21 protein-coding genes are annotated in these 26,994 nt (G+C 51.8%); 7 read left to right on the forward strand and 14 right to left on the reverse strand.

All coding sequences use genetic code 11. The features are described from left to right. Positions 1-7 precede the first annotated feature (7 nt). Positions 8-547 carry an alpha-ribazole phosphatase gene (gene cobC, locus DWX62_RS05460; RefSeq protein ID WP_044467839.1) on the forward strand — a complete coding sequence of 180 codons (540 nt, stop codon included), beginning with the start codon at positions 8-10 and terminating at the stop codon, positions 545-547. Here the strand turns inward: cobC and DWX62_RS05465 are convergent. From DWX62_RS05465 to DWX62_RS05485, 5 genes are all read right to left on the reverse strand, one after another. Next, on the reverse strand, positions 528-2,489 hold the full coding sequence (locus DWX62_RS05465; protein ID WP_118264384.1) for a HAMP domain-containing sensor histidine kinase: 1,962 nt from the start codon (positions 2,487-2,489) through the stop codon (positions 528-530). The genes cobC and DWX62_RS05465 overlap by 20 nt on opposite strands. Beyond that, entirely contained in the window at positions 2,486-4,366 is a 1,881-nt protein-coding gene (locus tag DWX62_RS05470) for a HAMP domain-containing sensor histidine kinase (protein WP_120172633.1), read from the reverse strand. Before DWX62_RS05470 ends, DWX62_RS05465 begins: the two co-directional genes overlap by 4 nt. A gap of 108 nt (positions 4,367-4,474) precedes the next feature. Further along, positions 4,475-5,443 carry an adenosylcobinamide-phosphate synthase CbiB gene (gene cbiB, locus DWX62_RS05475; protein WP_120172634.1) on the reverse strand — a complete coding sequence of 323 codons (969 nt, stop codon included), beginning with the start codon at positions 5,441-5,443 and terminating at the stop codon, positions 4,475-4,477. A gap of 3 nt (positions 5,444-5,446) precedes the next feature. Then, positions 5,447-6,481 (reverse strand): threonine-phosphate decarboxylase, encoded by a 1,035-nt coding sequence (locus tag DWX62_RS05480; protein ID WP_117589517.1) that lies wholly within the window; start codon positions 6,479-6,481, stop codon positions 5,447-5,449. After that, positions 6,474-7,991 carry a cobyric acid synthase gene (locus tag DWX62_RS05485; RefSeq protein WP_172679964.1) on the reverse strand — a complete coding sequence of 506 codons (1,518 nt, stop codon included), beginning with the start codon at positions 7,989-7,991 and terminating at the stop codon, positions 6,474-6,476. Before DWX62_RS05485 ends, DWX62_RS05480 begins: the two co-directional genes overlap by 8 nt. Positions 7,992-8,167: 176 nt before the next feature. Between DWX62_RS05485 and DWX62_RS05490 the strand changes: the two genes are divergently transcribed. From DWX62_RS05490 to pncB, 4 genes are all read left to right on the forward strand, one after another. Beyond that, entirely contained in the window at positions 8,168-9,595 is a 1,428-nt protein-coding gene (locus tag DWX62_RS05490) for a TolC family protein (RefSeq protein ID WP_120172635.1), read from the forward strand. Between the two features lie 12 nt (positions 9,596-9,607). Further along, positions 9,608-10,603 carry an efflux RND transporter periplasmic adaptor subunit gene (locus DWX62_RS05495; RefSeq protein WP_005836940.1) on the forward strand — a complete coding sequence of 332 codons (996 nt, stop codon included), beginning with the start codon at positions 9,608-9,610 and terminating at the stop codon, positions 10,601-10,603. Continuing rightward, on the forward strand, positions 10,600-12,990 hold the full coding sequence (locus DWX62_RS05500) for an ABC transporter permease (RefSeq protein ID WP_120172636.1): 2,391 nt from the start codon (positions 10,600-10,602) through the stop codon (positions 12,988-12,990). The genes DWX62_RS05495 and DWX62_RS05500 overlap by 4 nt, the downstream gene beginning before the upstream one ends. 240 nt (positions 12,991-13,230) lie before the next feature. Then, a complete protein-coding gene (gene pncB / locus DWX62_RS05505; RefSeq protein WP_120172637.1) occupies positions 13,231-14,415 on the forward strand; it encodes a nicotinate phosphoribosyltransferase in 1,185 nt (394 codons plus the stop codon). Positions 14,416-14,446: 31 nt separating this feature from the next. Here pncB and DWX62_RS05510 read toward each other — a convergent pair whose 3' ends face one another. The 5 genes from DWX62_RS05510 to DWX62_RS05530 form a co-directional block, all read right to left on the reverse strand. Further along, complete coding sequence (locus DWX62_RS05510; protein ID WP_035448420.1) at positions 14,447-15,016, reverse strand: cob(I)yrinic acid a,c-diamide adenosyltransferase; 570 nt, start codon at positions 15,014-15,016, stop codon at positions 14,447-14,449. 3 nt (positions 15,017-15,019) lie between these two features. After that, on the reverse strand, positions 15,020-15,613 hold the full coding sequence (locus DWX62_RS05515) for a zeta toxin family protein (RefSeq protein WP_120172638.1): 594 nt from the start codon (positions 15,611-15,613) through the stop codon (positions 15,020-15,022). After that, the gene (locus DWX62_RS05520) at positions 15,613-15,810 is read right to left on the reverse strand and encodes a hypothetical protein (protein WP_005836934.1); all 198 of its coding nucleotides are present in this window, start codon (positions 15,808-15,810) and stop codon (positions 15,613-15,615) included. Before DWX62_RS05520 ends, DWX62_RS05515 begins: the two co-directional genes overlap by 1 nt. A gap of 143 nt (positions 15,811-15,953) precedes the next feature. Beyond that, entirely contained in the window at positions 15,954-17,672 is a 1,719-nt protein-coding gene (locus DWX62_RS05525) for a fimbrillin family protein (protein ID WP_120172639.1), read from the reverse strand. Between the two features lie 50 nt (positions 17,673-17,722). Continuing rightward, positions 17,723-19,132 carry a cobyrinate a,c-diamide synthase gene (locus DWX62_RS05530; RefSeq protein ID WP_117681284.1) on the reverse strand — a complete coding sequence of 470 codons (1,410 nt, stop codon included), beginning with the start codon at positions 19,130-19,132 and terminating at the stop codon, positions 17,723-17,725. Positions 19,133-19,226: 94 nt separating this feature from the next. On the opposite strand from DWX62_RS05530, the gene DWX62_RS05535 reads away from it, so the two are divergent. Together DWX62_RS05535 and DWX62_RS05540 are read left to right on the forward strand one after the other, a co-directional pair. Then, positions 19,227-20,657 carry an RNase adapter RapZ gene (locus DWX62_RS05535; RefSeq protein ID WP_117681283.1) on the forward strand — a complete coding sequence of 477 codons (1,431 nt, stop codon included), beginning with the start codon at positions 19,227-19,229 and terminating at the stop codon, positions 20,655-20,657. Positions 20,658-20,682: 25 nt separating this feature from the next. Further along, positions 20,683-21,423, forward strand: coding sequence for a nucleotidyltransferase family protein (locus tag DWX62_RS05540; protein ID WP_009038540.1), 741 nt, complete (start codon positions 20,683-20,685; stop codon positions 21,421-21,423). A gap of 95 nt (positions 21,424-21,518) precedes the next feature. On the opposite strand, the gene DWX62_RS05545 is transcribed toward DWX62_RS05540, so the two are convergent. The 4 genes from DWX62_RS05545 to accC form a co-directional block, all read right to left on the reverse strand. After that, positions 21,519-23,204: a putative transporter gene (locus tag DWX62_RS05545; RefSeq protein WP_009038541.1), complete on the reverse strand. Its 1,686-nt coding sequence runs from the start codon at positions 23,202-23,204 to the stop codon at positions 21,519-21,521. A gap of 127 nt (positions 23,205-23,331) precedes the next feature. Continuing rightward, the gene (locus DWX62_RS05550) at positions 23,332-24,864 is read right to left on the reverse strand and encodes an acyl-CoA carboxylase subunit beta (RefSeq protein WP_009038542.1); all 1,533 of its coding nucleotides are present in this window, start codon (positions 24,862-24,864) and stop codon (positions 23,332-23,334) included. A 54-nt stretch (positions 24,865-24,918) separates the two neighbouring features. Next, a complete protein-coding gene (locus DWX62_RS05555; RefSeq protein WP_005829357.1) occupies positions 24,919-25,434 on the reverse strand; it encodes an acetyl-CoA carboxylase biotin carboxyl carrier protein subunit in 516 nt (171 codons plus the stop codon). A gap of 45 nt (positions 25,435-25,479) precedes the next feature. Beyond that, complete coding sequence (gene accC / locus DWX62_RS05560; protein ID WP_005829359.1) at positions 25,480-26,991, reverse strand: acetyl-CoA carboxylase biotin carboxylase subunit; 1,512 nt, start codon at positions 26,989-26,991, stop codon at positions 25,480-25,482. Positions 26,992-26,994 lie beyond the last annotated feature (3 nt).

Here is a 26,994-nt window from a genome sequence, read left to right on the forward strand (position 1 = left end):
ATTAAAGATGGAAGTAATACTCATTCGACACACTTCGGTAGATGTTCCTCCGGGGATGTGCTACGGTCAGACCGATGTTCCCCTGAAACCCACGTTTGAAACGGAAGCCGCCGTGACGGCAGAAAACTTGAAGGCATACCTTCCGTTCGACCACGTCTACACCAGTCCCCTAACCCGCTGCGTGCGCCTCGCCACCTATTGCGGCTATCCCGATGCAGAACGGGACAAACGGATTATGGAAATCAATTTTGGCGACTGGGAGATGAAGCCGTTCGAGCAGAATGAAGACCCACGCCTGCAGGAATGGTATGCCGACTACATGAACGTGGCAGCTACCGGTGGAGAATCTTTTACCATGCAATACCGGCGTGTCAGCCAGTTTTTGGACGAATTAAAGAAGAAGCCCTATACACGCGTTGCCATCTTCGCACACGGAGGCGTATTAATCTGCGCGCAACTCTATGCCGGAATCCTCAAAGCCGAAGAAGCCTTCGACGCATTGACGCCCTACGGCGGCATCGTCCGCATCAATCTCGACAAGGAATAGTGAACGAAATAGTAGGGCCTTCCTCCGCTTCGGTTTGCACCTTGTAGATACCTCCAAAATAATGAATAAAATGGGCATTGATTTCATGGCGAATCAAGCTCGTTTTATTCTCAAAATGTACCTTTGCAAACGGGGCGTTGACCACGTCGAAATAGAGGGCCGACCTAGTGCGGTCCCGTCTGATGCGGATAATCGCCTCATAACGGGCAGTGTCATTCTCTGACGGAGTCAGCATGCTGACAAGCAATGTATCGAACCACCTCCGGTCCGTCCTTGCAAGCTGTTCCTTGAAATCGGTCTGCAGGCTGACAGACACAGTGCTCTCCCCACGACCGTTCACTTTATCCAGCACCTCACTGCACAACTGAATAATGTCACACTCCTCGTCCTCATACTGAATCTTGCCGGACTCCAAGCGGGACAACTCCAGAATGCTGTTGACATAATTCAGCAGACTTTCCGCATTGGTCTGAATCATCTGCCCGTATTCCCTCTTAGTCTCCTTATCCAGCTCCTCCTTCCCGGTCAGCAATTCGGCAAAGCCCACCACCACATTCAGCGGAGTACGTATATCATGGCTGATTTCCGATTTCAGACGTTCCTTCGCGATGTTGTCCGTCTCTGCCTGCAAAGCGGCTTCAGCCGTCTTCTTCTCTACGACAGCAATCTTTCCGGAGACATAGCGCGTATACAGATAGAAAAGCAGCATCAGCAGCAGACAGACGCCCAGGAGTATAAATCCTATACGGTAATTCATGTCCTGAATCTTCTGCTTCTCCAACAGCAGCTCGTCAATGTGGTAAATCTCCTTCACCTGCTTCAACTGGTTGGCCGAGAAGGCATTGTTCAGCGAATCCTGCTTGCGTATGAGGTAGCGCCGGGTCTCGATGGCCCCGTCAATGTCCCCCTTGTCATATTGCGTACTCGCCTTGTAGTTTATCAAAGTGGCAAAGGTGGAGACGTAGTTGTTCAGTACCGTAGGGGTCACCTCGTCTATCAATGCGATGCTTTTGTCATACTCATCGGTCTTGGCATAGTATTGAAGCTGTATCAACTGGACATTCAGCCAGAAGACGGGATCTACATGCGGTTCAAGCAGTTTCTTTACTTTCTCGATATGCTCGTGCGCCACTGTAAAGTTCTTCCGGTTCATGTAGTGCAGGATATACTTCACTTCGCAGTCAATCTCGAAATTGCTCCAGTTCTTCCGTGTCTCGGGTTCTTTGGAAATAACCGTCTGCAACGTCGTGTCCATTTCATGCAAATAGGGCAGCTTCAGGCTGTCTTTACCGCCATTGCCGTATACCTGGGCAATACGCGACAGTATATCCACCTTCAGGCTGGCCTTTGTCTGGGGAGAGAAATTCCGGTAAGCCTCCAAGAAAGAGTCCAGTGCCTCATTCGGGCGGCTGGACACTCCGTAGGCACATCCCAGACTGTTATACGCTGCTATCATCCCGTTATTGCTATGGCGGAGTTTTGATTCCTCCAACGTCTCCTTAGCCACATACACCGCTTTCTCTATCTGTCTCTTGGAAGCCAGGGCGCGGCTGATGGCAGCCTTCTGCTCCAGATAATAATCGTAAGTGCCTACCTGAGGGACAAAATCCTTCAGCACATCCACCCAATACGACAGACTGTCCGGGTCGTGTTTCTTGTCATAACATGCCGCCAGATAGTAAGCGCCCATATTCTCATAGAAAGCGTTCTTCTGCCGCCGCGCCTCCTCGTACAGACGGGTGGAAAAAGTCATGTTATAGGGAGCATACTGGTGCTTGTAGGCCATGTCACGGAGATACGTCAGCCGGACAAGGGTGGCCGGCAGGGTATCGGCAACCTTCAGGATGCTGTCCTGATACCGGACAGCCCCCGTGTCTTCTGCCAGCAGCGGACAGATATATCCGCAAAACAAAACATGGATGAGAATAAGTATTCGTTTCATTGCGCCGTTCCTCCGTGTAATGCGGGATTATACTTCAAAGGATGCGTAAAACAGAAACGCGCGCCACGGGTGTACCCACTGTCCACCCACAGCTTGCCGTTCATATATTTCACAATCAGTTGGCAGATGGAAAGGCCCAGTCCGCTTCCCTGCACAAAATCATTCAGCTTTTCAAAGCGTTCAAAAATCAAGTGCTGCTTCTCCGGTGGAATGCCGCATCCGGTATCCGTCACGGAGAAAAGTGCCGTACCGGCATCAGCCATCTTCAGTTCCAGCACGATGGAGCCTTGTTCCGTAAACTTGGTGGCATTCACCAGCAGGTTTATCAAGACTTGGCGGAGGCGCGCATCGTCCGTATCCAGCATCAGGACGGACAAATCCGTGTCAAAACGCATTTCAACCTCCAGCTTGCGCGAGGCCATCACGGTCTCCACGACCTCATTACACAACTTCACGGCATCATGCGTGCGGATGTTGAAGGTTATATTGTCATTCTCGAAATCCGAGAAATCCAGAATGTCATTGATAAGTTTCAGCAACTGAAAGGAATTCACCTTGATAATTTCGGAGAACTCCCGGCGCGATTCGTCATCGAACGACTCGTCCTCATCCGTCAGTACCGCCGAGAATCCGACAATGGCATTCAGCGGCGTACGTACCTCATGGCTCATGTTCGAAAGAAACATATTCTTCCGTTGTATGGCTTGCACCGCTTTCTCCTTCATCGCCTCCTGCCGCATCTGGGAACGCTTCAAACGGAATATCTTCTTCCAGCCCAGCACCAGGAGGAATATCAGAAACAGTACGGACACAATGATGCCTGCCAGATAGAAACGCATGGATACAATGCGGTCGCGTTCGTTCTGGTAGGCCAGTTGGTCGGCCTGGAAACGGGTACAGAGCCGGTCTATCTCCTTGGGATAGTTCTTCTCGAACGAAGTCTTGATATACGAAAAGACCTTGCCGTACTGTCCGTAGGCTTCTTCCTTATTTCCCATCTTCACCAGTAAATCCGCTTTTTCGAGCAGAGCTTCCTTGTAGATGTTATGGTTTATCCGGGCATATTCGGTTTGAAGGAAATCATTGTAGGCGGTCAAGGCTGCCTCATGCTCTCCGGTGGCCACCAGATAACGGGCATCTATAATCAGAAGGTATTGCCGTATCTCCGGAATCAGCTGCGTTTCAAGCTGGCCTATCTGTACCAGACAATGGCTGGCAGCTTTCAAGTCACCCTTGAATAATTGGCAGGAAGCATTGGAGATGTGACGCATGGCCAGCTCCAGCGGAGAAAGCCGGTCTTCCGGATAGAGGTTCAGACGTGCAAGATAACGCGAGGCACCGTTTACATTCCGTATGCGCAGGTTATAATCTATCAGTTCCACCAGTAGCATACGGATATGCACATCCTCCCCGTCCATCCCATCCAGCAGTCTCAAGGACTCTTCATAAGCGACACCGGCTTCCCGGAGCCTGCCGGTATAGCTGTACACCTCTCCCATGGCATTCAGCGCAAGGGCATTGCCGAAGGGGTAGGCAAGCGCGCGGGCTTTGGAGTACATCTGGTCGCTCTGGGCAATAGCCATACGGATTTCTCCACGGAAAAGGGAGGATTTTATAAGTATTCTTTCCAGTTCGAAATAGGTGTAATAGCGCTGGGATTCATCCAATTGGGACAAAAGGCCGTCGGCATTCAGCGAGTCACACTCCTCCCGGGTCAGATAGTCGAAACCGAGGCTGTTGTGAAAAGTGGAGATGACCTCATGGACTATACTTTCCTTTTCTTTAGTCCAAGAATCCGCTTTATCTGTTGCCGATGCAATTATTGTGTTCCCGAACCAAATAAAGAAAAGGAATATATATAGTTGCTTTATCCTCATTTATAAGACTTTGTCTGCTTTAAAAGTTACATTTTTAATGCAACGCGGTCTTGCAAAGATATTATATCTTTTTGGAACGGACAAAGAATCAGTTAAAATAACAACATTTTAAAAACAAAAGGAAGCCAAGGTCGATGTCACTATTACGGCAACTACCATCCACCACTCCACACGCCGGTTGATGCGGACAGCCACACGCATATCTTCTGTCTTCAGAGGCCGTTCATTAGAACCGATATAAGGTTTCCATACCTCCTCGCCGAAATAGTTGTGCGGCCCCCCGAAACGGCAATTCAAAATACCGGCAAGGGTGGCTTCCGGATAACCGGAATTGGGACTGGCATGCTGGCTGCCATATCTGCCCACAAAAGCAAACAAGGAAAGGCGACCGGAAACCAGTACCATCAGAAAGGCTGTCAGACGAGCAGGAATATAATTGGCAACATCATCCAGACGGGCGGCAAAACAGCCGAACCGACGATAGCGTTCATTCTTGTAGCCGACCATGGAATCCAGCGTGTTCACCATCTTATAGGCAAGCATGCCCGGAACTCCCAACAGCAGATACCAGAACAAGGGAGCAACCACCCCATCGCTCAAATTCTCTGCCAAAGTCTCCAATGCCGCGGTTCTCACCTCCTGCTCCGAGAGTGCAGACGTATCACGCCCTACGATACGTGCCACTTGCATCCTCCCTTCCTCCAAGGAACGGTCCACCGCCTTGAACACCATACGCACCTCGCGAACCAGCGTAGTGCCCGCCAAGCAATAGAATATCAGCAATATTTGCACCGTCAGAAGCATGCCCGGAGAAAAGAGTGCCGCCAAGCGGAGCAACAAAAGCGTAATGACATATACCCCCAAGACAAGAGACACCGCCACAAACGCACCTTTCAGGAAACGCGAATCGCCCCGGTTCAACCGGTGCTCACAGAAAGAGATGGCTTTGCCGAAAGCGACCACCGGATGGGGTAGCCACGCCGGGTCGCCCAGCCAATGGTCGAGCAGCCAGGCAGTGAGAAGCGGCAGGTTCAAGTTGAAGGCGACACCCAAAAGTATAAGCACATCTTCTTCCATCGGTTATTCCTCCTCAAGCCATTGTCCTATTGCTTTTACAAGCCTGTCATTCTCCTCCCGGCTCTGGGCGGCTATACGGAAGAAGCGCTCATTCAGTCCGTCGAAGTTGGAGGCGTCCCGAATCAAGATACCATGCTCCCCTGCCAGATAGTCTTTCAAAGCGGAAGCCCTACCCATACGGAGGCACACCAGCATGAAATGGGTTTCGGTGACCCATACCTCCAGTCCTCCCAATGCCTCGAGCGCACTGCGCAGGCGGGCAGCCTCTTGCAAGTAAGACGCCACATCCAGCGGATTGGGAACATCATGTTCCAGCAGATGGAGCCCTGCCTCAATGGCAAGCTGGTTGACCGACCAGGGCATACGGTTGGTACGCAGACGGTGCAGCAGGTGGGGGGCGCCGGTGACATATCCCAGTCGCAGACCGGGAACGGCATAACGCTTGGTCATGGAGTGCAGCAGCAAGACGTTGGGAAACTCCGCAGCCTCGGCAGCAGAGAAAAGCGGACGCAAGGTGAAAAACTCGTAGGACTGGTCGATGACGAAACAGACCTGCGGATTATGACTGATAAGTGTTGCCAGATATTCCTTCTCCACAACCGTTCCGGTAGGGTTATTGGGATTGCACAGCCACAGCATGCGCACCTCTTCCGGCAAGCGATACCCCTCGCTCTCCGCAGGAAGCCGGTAGAGGGAAGTGACCCGATGGCCGTGCATGCGGCAGGCATCGGCATATTCACTGAAAGTGGGCTGCACAATGGCGGTGTTTGTCCCGCGGAAAGTCTGTGCGGTAAGATAGATGGCTTCGGTAGCTCCGTTCGTCACGCACACTGCCTCGGCAGGAAGACGGTGGCAGCGGGCAAGGCAGGCCTCAAGCGTGTAAGGCTCCGGTTCGGGATAGTTGCCGATGCCGTCAATCCGGGCACACAGATGCGCCTTCAAGGCAGAGAGGTCTACCCTGCTGTAAACGTTCGAGCTGAAGTTTGCCGTAATGGGACGGCTGTATTTATAGGAATCGTCTCCGTGTCCTTCAATCATGGTTCTTTGTCAATATTTGGTAGATAAGCGGCAGGTTGACGTGGCGGCGCACGTGCTCGGCAAGCCTATCGTATTGTTCTTCTTTGAATGTATGGTAATCGAAAGCGCCGGCATTCCCGGACAGTTTGTCTGCAAAAGGCGCAAGCAGGAAATCTATGAATTCCGGATTGTCGAGAATGCCATGAATATAGGTCCCCATGCAGGTGGAGTCCACGCAGTAACCGTCGGTAGAGCCATTCTCCAAAAGATTCAGGGGAGAATCGGGAGTACCTTCCACGGGGGTGGTCACTCCCATATGGATTTCATAGCCCTGCATGAATGGAGAATGGAGAGTGGAAGATGGAGAATGGGGATTGCACAGACCGAACTTCACCTGACGGGTCACCTTCTCTCCCGACATGCGGGTACTGATGGGCAACAGCCCCAGTCCGGGCAGGCGTTCGATGTCCCCCTCCACATGCTCAGGGTCGAGCACCTCCTGCCCCATCATCTGATAGCCGCCGCAGATACCCATCACGGTGGCACCTTCACGGTGGGCACGGATGATGGCAGCCGCCACACCGTTACGGCGCAATTCGTAAAGGTCATCAAGCGTGCTCTTGGAGCCGGGCAGCAGGATGACGTCGGCCTTTGCCAGCTCATCCACATTGTTGGTATAGAACAGATGTACGCGCGGGTCACGCTCCAGCACATTGAAATCGGTGAAGTTACTGAGGTGGCGCAGCAGGATGACGGCGATGTTCACCTTTCCCTTCTCGGCACGGACAGACTTTGCGGCAAGCGCCACGGAGTCTTCTTCTTCAATGTAGATATCACGGTAGTAAGGCACCACCCCGACAACGGGAATGCCGCAAAGCTCCTCCAGCATCGTAATGCCCGACTCGAAGAGACGTATATCCCCCCGGAACTTGTTGATAAGAATTCCTTTAATTCGCTCCCGCTCATGGGGACGAAGCAACATCAGCGAACCGTAGACGCTGGCAAACACACCGCCACGGTCAATGTCGCCCACAAGAATTACATCGGCTCCGGCATGCAGGGCCATCGGCAGATTGACAAGGTCGGTATCCCGCAGATTGATTTCGGAGATGCTTCCCGCGCCTTCCAGCACAACGGGATTATAGCGGGCGGCAAGGCGGTCGTAGGCAGCACAAACCTCCCGGCGCAGTTCGTCGCGTCCTTCCTTGCGGAAATAATCATAAGCATTGCGGTTGCCGATAGGACGCCCGTTAAGAACAACCTGCGAGGTATGGTCCGACTGTGGTTTCAGCAGTAGCGGATTCATGTCCGTGTGGCAAGGCACTCCGGCGGCTTCTGCTTGCACAGCCTGGGCACGGCCTATCTCCAGCCCTTCGGGAGTGGCAAATGAATTGAGCGCCATATTCTGTGCCTTGAACGGTGCGGGCTGATAGCCGTCCTGCTTGAAGATGCGGCAGAAGGCGGCAGCAATGATGCTCTTTCCCACATCACTGCCCGTCCCGGCAAACATAATCGGATGAAGTTTCTCCATAAATTCCACTTTAGCGAATGCAAAGATAGTGCAAATCCGAATATCTCTCCCATTCATAAGCCATATCTTCGGAAACTATTCCTATATTTGTAACGTTCTATTCAAAAAGATGACTACTGAACAATTCCCACCTCCTCTTGTTTAGAGAAACAAGAACCCCTAAACCGAACGAACTTATGAATAATCTATCATGCCGGAGATTTTTTCCGGTTGCTGCCTGCGTGCTGCTTGCCATCGGTGAAGTGGCTGCACAAACCTCCCTTCCCCTTAGCTTCGGTGATGCCCTAAGGCAGATGCAAAACGGCAACCGCAGCCTGAAAATAGCTGACAAGGGAATTGAAGCCGCCCGTGCGGAACGTGACAAACTGAATGCCCTCTGGTACCCCTCCCTGCAAGGTGCCGGTACGTTCGTGCATCTTTCCGAAAAGATAGAGGTAAAACAGCCCCTTTCCCAGTTCACCGACCCGGCAAAGGACTTTGTGCACAACATCGTGCCGGACGACCAATTCATCAGCAGCATACTCGACCAGATAGGCTCCCATACCCTTGCCTTTCCACTGGCTCCACGCAACCTGACTTCCGTCGGCCTGACCGCCGAATGGGTCGTATTCTCCGGCGGCAAGCGCATCCGGGCCTCGAAGATAGGCAACACCATGATAGACATTGCCCGCGAAAACCGGGGACAGACCGATGCCACGCAACGCACCCTGCTGGCAGAAAGCTACTTCGGGCTGAAACTTGCGCAAGAGGTAGTACGCGTGCGGCAGGAGACTTACAACAGCCTGCAACGCCATTACCAGAATGCCTTTAAACTGGAAGCTGCCGGCATGATAGACAAGGCAGGCCGGCTCTTTGCCCAAGTGAATATGGATGAAGCTGCCCGTTCACTGGAGGCTGCCCGGAAGGAGGCCTCCGTCGTACAAAGTGCCCTGCGCACCCTGCTCAACCTGCAAGACACATGCAGCATCCATCCTACTTCGGAGCTTTTCATCAACGACCAACTGCCCGCTAAAGAGGAGTTCCTGCAAGCCATGCGGGTGGAGAACTACACCGTGAACCAACTGCAACTGCAGTCACAGATTGCCCGCCAGCAGCTCCGCATCGACCAGAGCGGCTACCTGCCGGACATCGCCGTATTCGGCAAGCAGACCCTCTATGCCCACGGCATACAAAGCAATCTTGTCCCCCGCACCATCGTAGGTGTGGGCTTCACCTGGAACCTGTTCGACGGACTGGCGCGTGAGAAGCGCATCCGCCAGTCGAAGATAGCCCAGCAAACCCTCGCCTTGGGACAAGAAAAAGCCAAAGAAGACCTGAGCGTAGGCATCGACAAGCTCTACACCCAACTGCAAAAGGCACAAGACAACGTACGCGCCCTGAATACCACCATCGAGTTGAGCGAAGAGCTGGTGCGAATCCGCAAGAAATCCTTTGCCGAAGGCATGGCAACCAGTACCGAGGTCGTAGATGCGGAAACGATGCTGGCAACCGTCCGCGTGGCGCGTCTGGCAGCCTACTACGAATATGATGTGGCACTGATGAACCTGCTGGCTATCTGCGGAACGCCGGAACGGTTCGAGAAATATTTCGAGACAACTTATTAAAACCTACCCTTTATGAAAATCAATAATAAAAGCATCAGCATTGCATTCGTCATTATCCTGGCTGCAACGGTCATCATTTCACTTGCCGGCATGTTACTCATGAGCCGGCAGCCCCTGGTCCTGCAAGGACAAGTGGAAGCAACGGAAATACGTATCAGCGGAAAGCTACCCGGACGTGTGGACTCCTTCCTCGTACAAGAGGGCGACTGGGTGAAGGCAGGCGATACGCTTGTCGTCATCAACAGCCCCACCATCGAAGCCAAATACCGCCAGGTGAATGCCCTGGAGCAGGTGGCCCAGGAGCAGAACAAGAAGATAGACGCCGGTACCCGCCGCCAGATTGTGGCCACCGCCCGGCAACTCTGGAACAAGACGCAGAGCGACCTTGCCCTCGCCAAGACCACTTACCAGCGCATTGTAACGCTTTATAAGGACAGTGTCGTCACCTCCCAGCGGCGTGACGAGGTGGAAGCCATGTACAAAGCCGCCCAAGCCGCCGAACGTGCCGCCTACGAGCAATACCAGATGGCCGTAGACGGAGCGCAGAGCGAGGACCGCGCCTCGGCCCGCAGCCTGGTGGAAGCGGCGCGAAGCACCGTCGATGAAGTCTCCTCCCTCCTCGTCGACTCCCGCCTGACTGCTCCCGAAGACGGCCAGATAGCCACCATCTTCCCCAAACGCGGAGAGCTGGTGGCCCCCGGCACTCCCATCATGAGCCTTGTCGTGATGGACGATGCACACGTGGTACTGAACATACGCGAGGACCTGATGCCGCAGTTCAAGATGGGAGGCACTTTCCGTGCCGATGTCCCCGCCATCGACGGCAAGGACATTGAATTCCGCATCTATTACATCAGTCCGCTGGGCAGCTTCGCCACCTGGAAATCCACCAAACAGACGGGCAGCTATGACATGCAGACGTTCGAGATACACGCACGTCCCACACAGCAGGTAGAGGGATTGAGACCGGGGATGTCCGTACTTTTAAAAATGAAGAATGAAAAATGAAAGATAAAGAATTTGGCTGCGCAATGAAAGCGCTTCGCATGGTTATCCGTCGCGAATGGCACCGCATGACCTCCCGCCGTCTATACCTCGGCGTCTGCGTCGTGCTACCCTTACTCTGTCTGTTCTTCATGGCCACCATCTTTGGAAACGGACAGATGGAGAACATTCCCGTGGGTATCGTCGACCTGGACAACACTGCCACTTCGCGCAATATCTCCCGACGCATCTCTGCCGCCCCCACCTTCCGTGTGACGGAGCACTTCACCGACGAAGCCGACGCCCGCCGGGCATTGCAACAGAAGGACATATACGGCTACCTCGTCATCCCGCCCCGCTTCGAACAGAAGGCGGTGACGGGAACTGGCGCAACGCTCACCTATTATTACCACTATGCCCTTCTTTCGGTAGGCAGCGAGCTGATGGCAGCGTTCGAGAATACGCTTGCCCCCGTGGCGCTCTCGCCCATCGTGATGCAGGCCGAAGCTCTGGGAGTCAGCGGAGAACAGATACAGACTTTTCTGCTCCCCGTAGAAGCCAGTACCCATCCCCTCTACAACCCGGACATGGACTACTCCATCTACCTGAGCCAGCCTTTCTTTTTCGTACTGTTCCAGATACTCATCCTGCTCACCACCGTTTACTCCATAGGCGGCGAACTGAAGTTCGGCAGTGCCGGCGAATGGCTGAAGACGGCACGGGGCAATATCCTCACTGCCGTAGCAGGGAAACTGCTGCCCTATACCCTCATCTTCTCGTCCATCGGTATCCTGGCAAACTATGTACTGTTCGGCCCGCTACATATCCCCTTCGCTGGCAGTCTGTGGCTGATGAATGCAGTGACCGTGCTCTTCATCATCGCTACCCAGGCATTGGCGGTCTTTATCTATTCTGTCTTTCCCAAGATTGCCTATATCATCAGTGTAGTATCCATGGTGGGGTCGTTGGGGGCTACGCTGTCCGGAGTCACGTTTCCCGTTACAGCCATGTATGCGCCCGTGCATGCGGCCTCCTACCTCTTCCCCGTGCGGCACTTCACGGAGGCGGCACAAGCCATGATTTACTTCGATGCAGGGTTTGCCTACTTCTGGCAGTCGGTAGCTACACTCTTCATCTTCCTATTGGCAGCACTGCTGATACTGCCATTGCTGAAATGGTGGATAAAAAAAGAGATAAGGGAAGAAGCAATCTCCGCCTCCCCATCACCTTGCCCACCTACCGCATTGTCAACAGCTTCTGTCATCCGCCACGAGTGGCATGCCATCGCCACCAATCCCGCCATCCTGCTCGTGCTGGCAGGCGGTATCTTCCTCTACGGACTGCTCTACAACTACATGTACGCCCCCAACCTGGTGCGCAAGGCTCCCGTCGCAGTGGTAGACCTCTCCCACTCCGCCCTCAGCCGCGAATACATCCGACTGCTCGACGCCACTCCCCAGACCGCCGTCTACGGCCAGACACCCAACATCCTCGAAGCCCGCCAATGGATGAAGCAGGGCGACGTGGCAGGCATCCTTTACCTGCCTGCCGACTTCGAGGCACGTGTGGCACGGGGCGAGACTTCGGTCTTCGTACTCTATGCCGCCACGGACGCTTTCCTCAACTTCAAAGGACTGCAAGAATCCAGTGCGCGCGTCATGCTTGCCGTGAACGATGCCCACCGCATGGAGGGCACCGTATTCCTACCTCCGCAAGGACTGCTGGCAGTGGCTTCGTCCGCTCCCGTCAGCGTGTCCGGCACGGCGCTCTACAACTATACAGAGGGCTACGGTTCCTATCTGATTCCCGCCGTCCTAATTGTCATCATCTTCCAGACGATGCTGATGGTGATTGCCATGCTGACGGGCGAGGAAGCAGAAGCCCGAAGAAAAGGAATACGGCTGATGCGTGCCGACTCATTGAAGGATACATTACGGATTGTCGGAGGCAGGACCTTCGTATACTTCATGCTCTACGTGGTGTTTTCCCTATTCCTGCTGGGACTGCTGCCGCATCTGTTCAGCATCCCCCACATCGGCAGCGGAAAGGATATCGTCACCATGATGATACCCTTCCTGCTGGGCACGAGTTTCCTTGCCCTGGCCGTCTCCCGCTGGTTTACAGACTCCGAAGCGCCGTTGCTGATGATAGCCTTCTTCTCTGTGGGCTATATCTTCCTTTCGGGCGTGTCTTATCCGCTGGAGCTGATGCCGTGGTATTGGCAGGCAGCCCACTATCTGTTTCCGGCAGGTCCTGCCGTACTTGCTTTTGTAAAACTGAATTCAATGGGTGGAACGCTGGCCGACGTATGGCCACAGATGTTGACGATGTGGATACAAGTATTGGTCTATGGAACTTTGGCGCTCTGCACTACACGCCACCTCTACGGAAAAGGAAAAGTGAAGGCATAAAAAAAGGCTATCTATCCCAGACAGCCAATCTTTTGTTAACCTTAAATCTAATACTATGAAAAACACATTGCAAATATACGGACTCCTCCGAATTCTCCAAAATTTCTGTCCATGACGGTCTCATTTATAACATGGTTTAATAGGAATATGCCGTTGTTAACAGATAGAGGCTGGTCAAATAAGAAATTTTCACTATCTTCATCCCCAAAATCGAACATCATAACTAAAGAATATTTTGCCATGATTCATACCATACTCGATACAGACCTTTACAAATTCACCACCTCGTATGCCTACATCAAATTGTTTCCCTATGCCATGGGCACTTTCAGCTTCAAGGACAGAGACGACACCGCCTATACGGACACGTTTCTGAAGGAACTGCAAGAGGCGGTGGACAGCCTGGCACAGACCGTACTTACTGCCGAAGAGCTGGAATACATGACCCGCCACTGCCGTTTCCTGCCGAGGGTCTATTGGGAGTGGCTCTCCTCCTTCCGCTTCCAGCCGGAGAAGGTAAGCATCCATCTGGACGAGGACCGGCACCTGAACATTGAAATCACGGACTATCTGTACAAGGCCACCCTTTACGAAGTCCCCCTGCTTTCCATCGTATCCGAAATAAAGAACCGTTCTTTGGGAAACGTGGCCGACATGGACGGCATACTCTGCAAACTGTCCGAAAAGGTGGCACTCTCCAACCGACACCAGCTGTATTTTTCGGAGTTCGGCACCCGGAGACGCTTCTCGTTCGAGGTACAGGACAAAGTCATAGACCGTCTGAAGGAAGCCGCCGAATACTGTACCGGGACTTCCAACTGCCACTTCGCCATGAAATACGGCATGAAGCCTATGGGGACGCATCCGCATGAATGGTTCATGTTCCACGGCGCACAGTTCGGCTACAAACACGCCAACTACATGGCCTTGGAAAACTGGGTGAACGTGTACGACGGTGACTTGGGCATCGCACTGTCCGATACCTATACCTCCGGCATTTTCTTAAGTAACCTGAGCCGCAAGCAGGCCAAACTATTCGACGGTGTACGCTGCGACTCCGGCGATGAATTCGATTTCACCGACAAGCTCGTTGCCCGCTATCGCGAACTGGGCATCGACCCTACCACTAAAACCATCGTCTTCAGCAATGCGCTCGATTTTGGCAAGGCACTCGACATCCAGGAGCATTGCAGGGGCAAAATCCGCTGCTCCTTCGGCATCGGCACCAATCTGACGAATGATACCGGATTCAAGCCCTCCAACATTGTAATGAAACTGACGCAATGCAAGATGAACGTCAACCAGGAATGGCGCGAATGCGTGAAGCTGTCCGACGATGCAGGAAAGCATATCGGCAGCGAAGCGGAAGTACGGGCATGTCTGTATGATTTAAGGCTCGGACAGCAAATAGAATCCCTATGCTGAAAACAGCTTCCCGGCGGTTAGCGATAAGTGCTTACTGTCTTTTCCTTTTGTAGGCAAACTCTTGCCATTTCTCCTCCGGCCAGTCCTGCCGCTGCATCTCCATGCGGGCCATGACGAAGAACAAGTCCGAAAGGCGGTTGATGAAGCGCAGAATATCCTCGTTCACGGGGTCTTGGCGATGGAGTGTCCACAAACGGCGTTCGGCACGGCGGGCCACGGTACGGGCAAACTGCAGTTGGGCTGATATGGGAGTGCCACCAGGCAAAAGGAAGTAGCCGTTGTCCGTCAGCAGGACGGTCATGGCATCCATCTCCTGCTCACAGCGTAGCGTGAGCTCTGCGGCAGAAAGCGGATTAGGGTTCACCACTCCCGAAGGAGTGGCCACATGGCTCATCACCACCATCAGTTCCCGCTGGACAGCATGCAGCAACTCCTGCCAGGCATCTTTTGCCGCCAGCATGGAGCGCACGATACCAATCACGGCATTCAATTCATCAAGACATCCGTTTGCTTCGATACGGATATCGTCTTTCGGCACGCGCATGCCACCATGAATACCTGTTGTTCCTTTGTCTCCAGTTTTGGTATAGACTCTTTTCATTCTCTATTTGATAAGGAACTGTGCCCACTGCGGGATTTCCTCTACATATTGTTTGAAGAGGGTCCCGTTTACAGTGCGGAACAATAATCGAGGAATTTGATTTTCTATTGAATTATCGTAGACATATACCCTATCAACCAAGGATATTGCTTTGCCTATATTCAATAACGATTTATAATAACGGGAAATAATTTTGGAAATGGGAACTTCATGCCCTCCATTCAAATAGCGCTGTATAATACGCCGTACATTTATCTCAGGATTATTTGTACAGACAAAAAAAATGCGAATAAAAAATCCTGCTTTTTTTGCTTCTTCAACAAATGCAAGTTTTTCGTCTGAGGAAAAGACTGTTTCAAATACAAAATCTTGCCTTTTCCTTAAACACTCATAACGCATTTTAGTCGCCAATTCTGCTGCCTTCAATACTGCAACGGGAGAATTCCAATCACCATATTGTTCTTGCGCTATATTATCAGGATTAATGTAAAGGCTATTTTCTGCCCATTCATTATGAAGCAGTTGCACTGTCGTAGAAGTTTTACCCGAACCATTCGGACCAGCTACTATACAAAGTGTCGGATTTTTTTCGTTCATCACATGGATATATCACTTACATTTTTAGCTCTATATGCTTTCAATTTTTCTCTCACCTCTTGCATTCTCCGCTCCAATTCTCTTTTTGCCTTGCGAGAACTTTCACGGGCCGCAACAGCCACTTGTTCCATCAAAGCATGCAGTTGTTCATCAGTAGGGTCTTCCAAAGAAGACAAGCGATAAGTATTCAGTTTCATAATCATAATATATTTAAATGAAAACAAAGATACTCCACTATTTCGAGAACACAAACGAAATTACATAAAATATCAATGCGTTATCCGGACTTTTTCATAATGAATTCAAACTTAGATTAGGACTATTTTTAATCAAGGAATGATTAAAATGCAAAAAACGGCCGGACATGCCATGCAGAAGTCTTATTATATCCTTGTAAGCAAACCCTTTCCCACTTATATAAGGGATCATCAATATGCCAGAGAAGCATCCAGCTTCTATCTTTATCATATTGAGAACTGCAACTGAAACCAAGTCTGTAGTTCACGTTAAACTGCGGTAACGATTTACCAACTTTGGATAACTGTCCTTCTAATTTATCTAACGTTTCCTGTCCCCACTTTTCATCTTGTAAACCATTACCGGTATTGTGCTGGAAGTTTTCCGGAGATCTTCCACAAATATTCACCAACATATCAAACCATTGCCCTATACTTGGCAGAAACCACGGACTGCGTTCAATCCCATCCGGTACCTTATTGCTGTTATTGTAAGTTTTCACCAGATAAAAAGCACGACAGTCGCTTACAAAAGATGCATCACTCTCATGATTTGCCAGTATCTGTAAAGTTTCAGAGTAGCCATTCATGTTATTCTTGATTCTACTAAAATCATGCTTTGACTTTACATCAGCTATTGATATTGTGTCAATACCCACTTCGATTAAATCCACCGGTCCCCAATTCCCTTCTTTCAAACTATCCAACATCATCACATAGGCATGATTCCATCCCTTTTCATTGCACTTCTTGTCTGTCATCCTTTCCGGATCGCAAGTAATTACCATTCCGATAGCATTTTTATAATCATAGATTTTCCCATCTTCTTCCAACATTCCATTTCCTGGATGTACCTCTATTCTTCTATCGATTTCGTTCTGAAAGATAAAATCCCCGGGATAAAGCTTTCTTTCTATACTTCCTTTACCGGGTACGGGACTGATAACTTTCAGAGTATAGCATTTTCCAGAAACAAGAGTAATGGAGCTGCCCGAATAATTTATCTTTATATTCGTATCATCTCTTCCATTGGTAGTCGTATAGTTTCCGGTAACCCGTGCATTTGCTTGTGGCGGAACAATGGCACAATATTTCAAAGAATCTATCTGATATGGAGTAATACCATTCAGACTCACATTAATAGCTACCGAGTCTGTTCCTAAAACCCTCGATTCCATATGGTAAACAAAGCCTGCCTTTTCAGGAGCAAAACAACCTACGTATACTTGCGGTTGCAACACAAGCAATGCAAACTGGTGTTGAAACTGCAAGCTCAAGATTATTCCGGAAGAATTGTCAATAGCAGGTACGCCGGTGGCAATCAACAAGTCGCTGACAATATGCTTTTCTGTTGTGGACTGGTCTTTCGAAGGTTGCAGTTTTTCATTCCCGGTCAGTGAGGCAATAGCTCCGTCCATACCCTTTGAGACATCTATTGTGATATTCCTCCTATATGGATAGTATGCGACATAACTCACTCCATCATACCAATAAAGTGTACCATTTCCCACCGGATTCCAACTGCCGCTTGACCTATTGTAAACCAATTTGGCATTATCAATATCATCCATTATAGCACCGTCCTTTATGGCAAAAACACCAATCGAATCACCATCGACAAACTCCATTTTAAGATGTTCATCCTTTACAGAGGTACGTGTAGAGGACTTTCCTGCATGGGATAACTCTTCAAAATCAGCTACTATAGCCCGGATTGTAAAGGGGACTCCCTCACAGCCCGTAGACCTTTTCTCTATCGCAAAGATACAAACAAATTTGGAATATAAATATGCAGAAATACCGGGACTTTTCAAGCAAAACATGAAAGGAAAAAGAAGGAAAGTCCAGCAGATTCAAAAGATGTTTTACAAGATTAGGCTCCACCGAACAAAGACATCACATCCATCTCGCCCCAATACAGATGTGTATAGCTGGCAATCAGGTTCTTATAACGAAAAATGGGAGTAGCGACCTTCTCTCCTCTGGCATTGAAAACCTGCACTATCGAGGGAGTAAGACTGTACGCACCACTTTCTTTTCCACCAGCTTCGGGCACAGCAAGCTGCGTATAATGGAATTCGTGTCCTTTAAGCCGCCATCCGTTATAGTCGAACCGACGGTATCCCAATGTCAGTTTCCTGCGTTTACGCTCGTTCGTGATGCTGAAAGGTAATACTCCCACCATCTCATTTCCGACATTGCTTACACTGTTCCCGGTGCTTCTTCCATCGGTATTAATACTTCCCCCGTCCGTATCCCCATCAGAAAGAACGGACTGCGAAAGATATATCATCCCCCCGCATTCTGCCAGCGTCCTGCCACCGGCCTCTATATAGCTGCGGATAGACTCCCTGGCAAGCCTTGCCCCGGCAAGTTCCTCCAGACGGTTCTCGGGATAGCCGCCGGGCAGATAGAGCAAATCCGTCTCTTGCGGAATAGGCCGGTCATGCTCCGGATTGAAGAAAGTGACCGTGCCCATACGGCGCAGAATATCCAGATGCTCCGCATAGAGGAAGGAAAAGGACTCTTCGTTGCGCGCTACCGAAATATGCAGCTTCCCCGGCTCTGATAGTACCGACTTCTCCTCCACAGCCGCCGCAGGCAATGGAAGCCCGATTGTCGAGAGCAGCAGTTCCCAGTCCACATGTTCCTCCAGCAAGCCTGCCAGCATGTCCAGCCCCTCCGTCTCCTTAGAACGGCTGAAATCCAGCCCCAGATGGCGTGACTCCTGCTCCAGTTCCTTCCGTTTGGGCAGATAACCCAGACAAGTCACGTTCAAGTCTTCACAGACCTCCTGCAGCATCCGGTAGTGGTGGGGTGAGCCGACACGATTGAAGATAACTCCCGCAATACGTATATCCGGACGGAAATTGATGAACCCCGACAACAAAGGAGCCATGGAATAGGCAGCCGACTTGGCATCGACCACCAGCACCACAGGAATACCCAAGAGCCGTGCCACTTCTGCCGACGAGCCCCGGTCGCGGTCGTATCCGTCGTACATCCCCATCATCCCCTCGACCACGGCAACATCAGCATCTGCCGAATAGCGTGCATACAGACTGCGGACATGCTCCGGAGATGCCATGAAAGTATCCAGATTGATGGAAGGACGGCCGCATACCGCCTCGTGATACTTAGTATCTATATAATCGGGACCGCACTTGAAAGGCTGCACCTTCAGACCTTTCTTCACAAACAATGCCATCAGTCCACGACTGACGGTGGTCTTTCCACTGCCCGATGTAGGGGCGGCTATGAGAAACTGAGGAATGGAATCCATTATGAAGCTATCAAATTAAATATTTTCCTCCTGCAAAGGTAAGCATATCTCCGACAAAAGTTTTATCTTAGCTGCGAAAATAAAACATACCACCATGATAACCGAAGAACTTAAGAAACTCTACATCGCACATACCGGACACGAACCGGAACAGATTGACGAACTCCCCTCCTCCGGCTCCAACCGCCGCTACTTCCGCCTCACCGGAAACCCTACACTTATCGGCGTCAGCGGAGAGTCTGTGGAGGAGAACCGCGCCTTCCTCTACATGGCAGAACATTTCCGCCAGAAAGGACTGCCCGTACCGCAAGTGTTCATCCGCTCCGAAGATGATATCTATTATCTGCAAGAAGACCTGGGCGACTCGCTCCTATTCAATGCCATCGAGAAAGGCCGCAAGACCAGCGTATTCGGTGAGGAAGAGAAACAGTTGCTGCGCAAGACCATCCGTCTGCTGCCCGCCGTACAGTTTGCCGGAGCCGACGGCATGGACTTCTCCTACTGCTACCCGCAGGCAGAGTTCAATAGCCGCAGCATTCTGTGGGACTTGAACTACTTTAAATACTGCTTCCTCAAGGCTACGGGAATGGACTTCCAGGAAGACCGGCTAGAAGACGACTTCCAGAAGATGGCAGACGTGTTGCTCCGTAGCAGCTCCGCCACCTTCATGTACCGCGACTTCCAGAGCCGTAACGTTATGATAAAGGACGGCGAACCGTGGCTCATCGACTTCCAGGGCGGACGCAAAGGTCCGGTCTACTACGACGTTGCCTCCTTCTTGTGGCAGGCCAAAGCAAACTATCCCGACAGCCTGCGCCAAGAGTTGCTGAAGGAATACATCGACGCCCTGCGCAAGTACCAGCCCGTGGACGAGGCTTATTTCTATGCCCAGCTTCGCCACTTCGTATTGTTCCGCACCATGCAGGTGCTGGGTGCCTATGGTTTCCGCGGTTACTTCGAGAAGAAGCCCCACTTCATACAAAGTGTCCCCTTCGCCATCGAGAACCTTCGCCAACTGCTCCAAGAACCTTATCCAGAATATCCCTACCTCTGCCGGATTCTGCGCGAACTCACCGATCTGAAACAGTTTACAGACGACCTGCAAAAGCGCCGCCTCGTGGTGAAAGTCACCAGCTTTGCCTACAAAAAAGGTATCCCCGAAGATTCCACGGGCAACGGAGGAGGTTTCGTCTTTGACTGCCGCGCTGTGAACAACCCCGGCAAGTACGAGCGTTACAAACCCTTCACGGGACTGGACGAACCCGTTATCCGCTTCCTGGAAGACGACGGCGAGATAGCCGTATTCCTGGAGCATGCCTACGCCCTTGTCGACGCTTCCGTGAAGCGCTACATGGAACGCGGCTTCACCAATCTGTCTGTCTGCTTCGGCTGCACCGGCGGACAGCACCGCTCCGTGTACTCGGCACAACACCTGGCGGAACATCTGCACAAGAAGTTCGGCGTGCAAGTGAACCTGATACATAGAGAACAGAATATTGAACAGACGTTTAAGGCCAAAGTTTAATGTGCTAATGTGAGAATATGCCAATATGAAAGCCATGATTTTCGCCGCCGGCCTAGGCACCCGGTTGCGCCCCTTGACGGACAACATGCCCAAGGCCCTCGTTCCCGTAGCAGGAAAGCCCATGCTGGAACGGGTGATACTGCGGTTGAAGGAAGCAGGATTCAACGAGATAACGGTCAATATCCACCACTTCGGGGAGCAGATTATCGACTTCCTCCGTGCCCACGACAACTTCGGCACGGAGATTCACATCAGCGACGAACGCGGCATGCTGCTCGACACCGGAGGAGGCATCAAAAAGGCACGCCCCTTTCTGGACGGACAAGAACCTTTCCTGGTGCACAACGCGGATATTCTGACGGACATTGACCTTGCAGGTCTCTACCGCCACCATCTGGAGAGCGATGCGGAGTCTACCCTGCTTGTGAGCGAGCGCAAGACTTCCCGCTATCTCCTTTTTGACGACGACTACCACCTGCACGGCTGGATAAACAAGTCCACCGGAGAGGTGAAACCGGCAGGCTTCGACTACCGGGAAACGAAGTACCGGGAACTCGCCTTCGGAGGTATCCACATCATCTCCCCCTCCCTCTTCCACCTGATGGACGATGGGCAGTGGAACGGCAAGTTCTCCATCATTCCTTTCTACTTGTCCGCCTGCACAAAGGTGCACATACAAGGCTATCCGCTGCAAGGATTCCGCTGGTTCGACATCGGCAAACCGGAGACACTGGCACAAGCGGAGGAATACTACAAACAAAAATAACAAGTAATGTAAAGCAGCCTAACATTACTTGTTAGCTCCCTTTACATTACTTGTTATCAAATCAACCTATGTACCATAGATTATCTATGGTGAAACTACGCCAACGCCAGTATCAGCAACTGAGCCGTCAGCACCCGCAGGAACATAGCCAGCGGATAGACTGTGGCGTATCCCACCGCAGGGGCATCGCAGGATGTCAAGTCCGAGGAATAGGCCAATGCAGGCGGATTGGTGTTAGCTCCGGACAGCACACCTATCAGCGTATAGTAGTTCAGCTTCCAGAAATAGCGCCCCATGAATCCTGTCACCAGCAACGGAACGACCGTGATGATGGCACCGTATCCAATCCACACGTAGCCGCCTTCGTAGATAATGGTATCGATGAATCCCTTTCCTGCACCCAACCCCACGCAGGCCAGGAACAAGGCGATACCGATTTCGCGTATCATCAGATTGGCACTCATCGTCGTGTAGGTTATCAGCTTATATTGAGGCCCGAAACGGCTGATGAGGATGGAAACCACCAACGGTCCACCGGCCAGTCCCAGTTTCACGGGTTGGGGAATGCCGGGGAACATGAACGGCAGACTGCCCAAGATACATCCCAGGGCAATACCCAGGAAGATAGGAATCAAGTTTGGATGGTTGAGACGCTTCAGCGAGTTTCCCAATACCTTCTCCGCATGGCTCACGGCAAGCTCACTGCCTACAATCGTCACACGGTCTCCCATCTGCAACTGCAAGTGGGGAGTTGCCACCAGATCCACGCCCGAACGGTTGATACGGGTGATGCAGGCACCGAAGTTGTTACGTATCTTGAGCTGAGACAGAGACTTGCCGTTCAGTTCCGGCTTGGTGATGAGGATGCGGCGTGAAATCAAGTTCTTGTCCTCCCGTTCCCACTCCACCGAAATTTTTCTTCCGAAGAAGGCAACAATGGCCTCCACATCTTTCGGGTTGGCAATGAACAGAATTTCATCCTGCATGTGCAGCACCGTATCGGCATTCGCCAGTTCTGTTTCCTGACTGCCGGTGTGCCGGATGCGGGAGATGACAAACGCACGGTTCAACAATGGTTTCACATCTCTGATCCGCTTGCCGTCTATTGCCTCATTGCGTATCTCTACCGATATGGGACGCACGGTCAGCTCCTGCAGATGACCCAGCCCGTGCTCGGCATCCTCCTCTTCTTTTTGGGTATTAATCCGCATGAAAATCTTCAAGGCTAGCAGCGCCAGGATGCAGCCCACCACACCCAGCGGATAGGCAACGGCATATCCGAGTGCGATTTCCGGAGCATCCACCCCGTTGAGGTCACTGTTTGCCTGCTGGGCAGCACCCAGACCGGGGGTATTGGTCACGGCTCCGGACAAGATACCCACCATCGTAGTAATGGGGATTCCGGTGGCAAAGTGCAACACAATGGTGATAACCACGCTGAGGAAGACGGAAAGCATTGCTACCATGTTCAGCGTAAGTCCGCCCTTCTTGAAAGCGGAGAAGAATCCCGGTCCCACTTGCAGACCGATGGAATAGACAAACAGTATCAAGCCGAACTCCTTCAGGAAGTGCAGCAGATGTTCGTCGAGGTTCATGTCGAAATGTCCGAAGACAATGCCCACAAACAAAATCCAGGTGACACCCAGCGAGATGCCTGCCACCTTCAACTTGCCCAGCATGATACCGAAGGTGATGACCAGGGACAGAATTAGGACAGAGTGTGCCACTCCTCCGCCCCAAAGGTTGGGATAACCCTCAAAGAGGTTTCTTAATAGTTCCATAGTTTCTATCTTTAGTTTTTACTTTTCAGCCTTATTGTTTAATTCTTAATTCTCTATTTAAAAAGTGTATCCCCACAGAAATCACTTCTCCGGGGATACGCATTTCACACATAAAAAATAACTACTATTATAAAGGCATGTTGCCGTGCTTTTTCGGTGGATTGCTCTGATTCTTGTTGTGCGCCATCTCCAATGCCTGCACCAGCTTGTAGCGGGTGTCACGCGGCATGATGACCTCATCTATGAGGCCACGCTCGGCGGCGCGGTAAGGGTTGGAGAACTTGTCTTCATACTCCTTGATAATCTCCTGCTTCTCTTCGGCAGAGGACTTGCGGTAGAGGATGTTCACTGCACCCTCGGCACCCATCACGGCGATTTCCGCCTGCGGATAAGCCAGGTTCACGTCGGCACCCGTCGGTTTGCTGGACATCACGATGTAGGCGCCGCCGTATGCCTTGCGGGTAATCAGCGTTATCTTGGGCACGGTGGCCTCGGCATAGGCATAGACAATCTTGGCGCCGTGGCGGATGATGCCGTTGTGCTCCTGCATCGTTCCGGGCAAGAAGCCGGGAACATCTTCGAAGGTTATCAGCGGGATGTTGAAGCAGTCGCAGAAACGAATGAAACGTGCCGCCTTGTCGCTGGCATCAATATCGAGCACACCCGCCAAATAGGCAGGTTGGTTTGCCACGATACCTACCGAACGCCCGTTCAGACGACCGAAACCGATAACGACGTTCTTGGCAAAGTGAGGCATCACTTCGAAGAAGTACTGGTTGTCCAGCACCGGTTCTATAATATCCTTGATGTCATAGGGCATGTTCGGGTCCTCAGGAATGACGGTCTGAAGCGCCTCTACCCGGCGATGGATATCGTCGGAGCAGGGAGTGAAGGGAGCATCCTCCATATTGTTGGACGGCAGGAAGCTCAGCAGCTCGCGGATGCTCATCAGTGTCTCCTCCTCCGTATTGCACATGAAGTGGGTAACGCCGCTCTTGCTGCTATGCGTATAGGCACCGCCCAGTTCCTCCTTGTCCACCTCCTCGTGGGTCACGGTCTTTACCACGTCCGGACCGGTGATAAACATGTGGCTCTGCTCCTTTACCATGAAGATAAAGTCGGTAAGCGCCGGAGAGTAGCATGCCCCACCGGCACACGGACCCAGAATAGCGGATATCTGCGGAATGACACCCGACGCAATGGTGTTCTGATAGAAGATGGAGGCATAGCCTGCCAAGCTGTTCACACCTTCCTGGATGCGTGCGCCGCCCGAATCGTTGAGGGCAATGACGGGAGCACCGTTCTTCAGGGCAAGCTGCTGCACCTTTACAATCTTTGCGGCATTCGTCTCGCTGAGCGAACCGCCATGCGCCGTGAAGTCGTAGGCATAGACAAATACAAGGCGGCCGTCTATCTTTCCGTAACCGGACACCATGCCGTCTCCGGCAATCTGTTTCTTCTCCATGCCGAAGTTGGTGCAACGGTGGTTCACGAACTTGTCCAGCTCATTGAACGAGCCTTTGTCCAGCAGCATGTCAATACGTTCGCGGGCAGTCATGCGGCCGGAGGCGTGTTGTTTCTCTATCTTGTCTACGCCCCCACCCAGCGAGGCACGTTTATCCAGTTCCTCAAACTGGCGGTATATTTCTTCTCTGTTCATATTTGCATTTACAATTTAGTGATTTATAATATACGGACTGAATGCGACTCGGGATTATTCCTCCTTTATCAACTCCAATTCAATCAATACTTGGTTGGCATTTACCGGTTCGCCCTCGCCCACGAGGATGTTGCGGACGATGCAGTCGGCATTTACCTTATAGTTACTCTGCATCTTCATGGCTTCCAGCACCACGGCAATGTCTCCGGCAGCCAGTCGGTCGCCCACCTTGACGGGGATGCTCACTACCTTGCCCGGCATCGGCGCCAGAATCTTGTCGCCCTGCTTCTCGTCGGCTCCTTTCTTCATGTGCAGATACTTGGCTTGCGTGTCCACGATGTCCACATGAAAGGAACGCTGGAGCATGCTGATGTCATAACTCTTGCCGCCCTCGCCGCGCACAAGGCCTGCGTTGAACGAGTTTCCGTTGTGCAGGATGGAGCAACTTCCGTTCTCTGCCATCACAATGTCCACTTCGTAGGGCTTTCCGTCAATGGTAAGTTGTACCTTATTCCCTTCCTTACCCACCAGGGTAATGTCTGCGATACGGTCTCCTATATGTATTTCCATTATTAATTATCCATTATCAATTATCCATTATCAATTATCCATTCCTTAAATCCTGAGCACTCCCTTCTGCAAGCCAAATTCCCTCCAACGGCTGATGGGGCGGGCATCGGGTAGCTGTGCCGAAACATTCTCCTCCAGATTAACCAGATAGTCCATATAGGCAGCTATCATGGCTATGTTCTCCAACTCTTCGTTGGCAGTGTTGGTGCGTACCAGCATGCGGGCGTTCTTCTCGATAAAGAGGGTGTTGTACTCTCCCTTCACAAAGTCGGGCACGTGCATGATGCGCTTCAGATAGGCAAGGTTGGTCTTTACGCCCGTAATTTTGTACTCGTAGAGCACACGGCGCATACGCTCGATGGCATACTGGCGGGTGGTTGCCCATACGATGAGCTTACCTATCATAGGGTCGTAGTAGATGGGAATCTCATAGCCGTCGTACACATAGCTGTCTATACGCACACCGATTCCGTTCGGCTCCGTCAGTTGCTTGATGACACCGGGAGACGGCATGAAGTTGTTTTCCGTATCTTCGGCACAGATGCGGCACTCTATAGCATGGCCGCGCTGGAACAGTTCCTCCTGCTTGAGGTGCAGCACCTCGTCGTTAGCAATGCGGATTTGCTCTTTCACCAGGTCCACGCCTACCACTTCTTCCGTGATGGGGTGCTCTACTTGCAAGCGCGTATTCATTTCGAGGAAGTAGAACCGACGGTTCTTGTCTACCAGAAACTCGATGGTACCTGCACCGGAGTAGTTTACTGCCTTGGCTGCGGCAACCGCCTTCTCTCCCATCTCCCGGCGCAATTCCGGCGTAAGGAAGGGTGACGGGCTTTCTTCTACCACCTTCTGATTGCGACGCTGCACGGAGCATTCGCGGTCGAAGAGGTGGATGACGTTGCCGTGGTTGTCGCCCAATATCTGGAACTCGATGTGGTGGGGTTCTTCCACGAACTTTTCCAGATAGACCGTGTCGTCTCCAAAGGAGGACATGGACTCGGAGCGTGCCGTGTTGTAGGCTTCCACCACTTCGCTCTCGTTATGGATAAGGCGCATACCTTTACCACCGCCACCCATAGACGCCTTCAGCATCACGGGATAACCTATCTCGTTGCAGATGCGCACGGCTTCTTCGGCACTCTGCAAAGGTTGTTCCGTTCCGGGAACCACGGGTACGCCTGCCGCAATCATTCGCTTGCGGGCAGCTATCTTGTCGCCCATCGCCTCCATCGTCTCGGCGGCGGGACCGATAAAGATAATCCCTTCCTCCTTGCAACGGCGTGCAAACTCCGAGTTCTCCGACAAAAAGCCGTAACCCGGATGGATGGCATCGGCACCGCATCGCTTTGCCGTGGCAATCACTTTTTCAATATTCAGATAACTCTCTTTTGCCACGGCCGGTCCTATCGGATAAGCCTCATCGGCATATGCCACATGATGAGAGGTGCGGTCGGCCTCGGAGAAGACCGCAACCGTAAGCAGTCCCATCTCCCGGCACGAACGCATGACGCGCAAGGCAATCTCACCTCTGTTGGCAATCAATACTTTCTTAATCATTTT

Origin of the sequence: Bacteroides sp. AF20-13LB (assembly GCF_003603065.1) — a bacterium.
GTDB classification, from domain to species: Bacteria; Bacteroidota; Bacteroidia; order Bacteroidales; family Bacteroidaceae; genus Bacteroides; species Bacteroides uniformis.

Bases quoted from the DNA above. Each gene is read 5' to 3' on its own strand.
- DWX62_RS05550 (WP_009038542.1), bottom strand. From the start codon at position 24,864: ATGAACAGAGAAGAAATATACCGCCAGTTTGAGGAACTGGATAAACGT.
- DWX62_RS05495 (WP_005836940.1), top strand. From the start codon at position 9,608: ATGAAAATCAATAATAAAAGCATCAGCATTGCATTCGTCATTATCCTG.
- DWX62_RS05535 (WP_117681283.1), top strand. From the start codon at position 19,227: ATGATAACCGAAGAACTTAAGAAACTCTACATCGCACATACCGGACAC.
- accC (WP_005829359.1), bottom strand. From the start codon at position 26,991: ATGATTAAGAAAGTATTGATTGCCAACAGAGGTGAGATTGCCTTGCGC.
- DWX62_RS05515 (WP_120172638.1), bottom strand. From the start codon at position 15,613: ATGAACGAAAAAAATCCGACACTTTGTATAGTAGCTGGTCCGAATGGT.
- DWX62_RS05555 (WP_005829357.1), bottom strand. From the start codon at position 25,434: ATGGAAATACATATAGGAGACCGTATCGCAGACATTACCCTGGTGGGT.
- DWX62_RS05485 (WP_172679964.1), bottom strand. From the start codon at position 7,991: ATGGAGAAACTTCATCCGATTATGTTTGCCGGGACGGGCAGTGATGTG.
- DWX62_RS05500 (WP_120172636.1), top strand. From the start codon at position 10,600: ATGAAAGATAAAGAATTTGGCTGCGCAATGAAAGCGCTTCGCATGGTT.
- DWX62_RS05490 (WP_120172635.1), top strand. From the start codon at position 8,168: ATGAATAATCTATCATGCCGGAGATTTTTTCCGGTTGCTGCCTGCGTG.
- DWX62_RS05470 (WP_120172633.1), bottom strand. From the start codon at position 4,366: ATGAGGATAAAGCAACTATATATATTCCTTTTCTTTATTTGGTTCGGG.
- DWX62_RS05480 (WP_117589517.1), bottom strand. From the start codon at position 6,481: ATGATTGAAGGACACGGAGACGATTCCTATAAATACAGCCGTCCCATT.
- DWX62_RS05545 (WP_009038541.1), bottom strand. From the start codon at position 23,204: ATGGAACTATTAAGAAACCTCTTTGAGGGTTATCCCAACCTTTGGGGC.
- pncB (WP_120172637.1), top strand. From the start codon at position 13,231: ATGATTCATACCATACTCGATACAGACCTTTACAAATTCACCACCTCG.
- cbiB (WP_120172634.1), bottom strand. From the start codon at position 5,443: ATGGAAGAAGATGTGCTTATACTTTTGGGTGTCGCCTTCAACTTGAAC.
- DWX62_RS05540 (WP_009038540.1), top strand. From the start codon at position 20,683: ATGAAAGCCATGATTTTCGCCGCCGGCCTAGGCACCCGGTTGCGCCCC.
- DWX62_RS05520 (WP_005836934.1), bottom strand. From the start codon at position 15,810: ATGAAACTGAATACTTATCGCTTGTCTTCTTTGGAAGACCCTACTGAT.
- DWX62_RS05530 (WP_117681284.1), bottom strand. From the start codon at position 19,132: ATGGATTCCATTCCTCAGTTTCTCATAGCCGCCCCTACATCGGGCAGT.
- cobC (WP_044467839.1), top strand. From the start codon at position 8: ATGGAAGTAATACTCATTCGACACACTTCGGTAGATGTTCCTCCGGGG.
- DWX62_RS05525 (WP_120172639.1), bottom strand. From the start codon at position 17,672: ATGTTTTGCTTGAAAAGTCCCGGTATTTCTGCATATTTATATTCCAAA.
- DWX62_RS05465 (WP_118264384.1), bottom strand. From the start codon at position 2,489: ATGAAACGAATACTTATTCTCATCCATGTTTTGTTTTGCGGATATATC.
- DWX62_RS05510 (WP_035448420.1), bottom strand. From the start codon at position 15,016: ATGAAAAGAGTCTATACCAAAACTGGAGACAAAGGAACAACAGGTATT.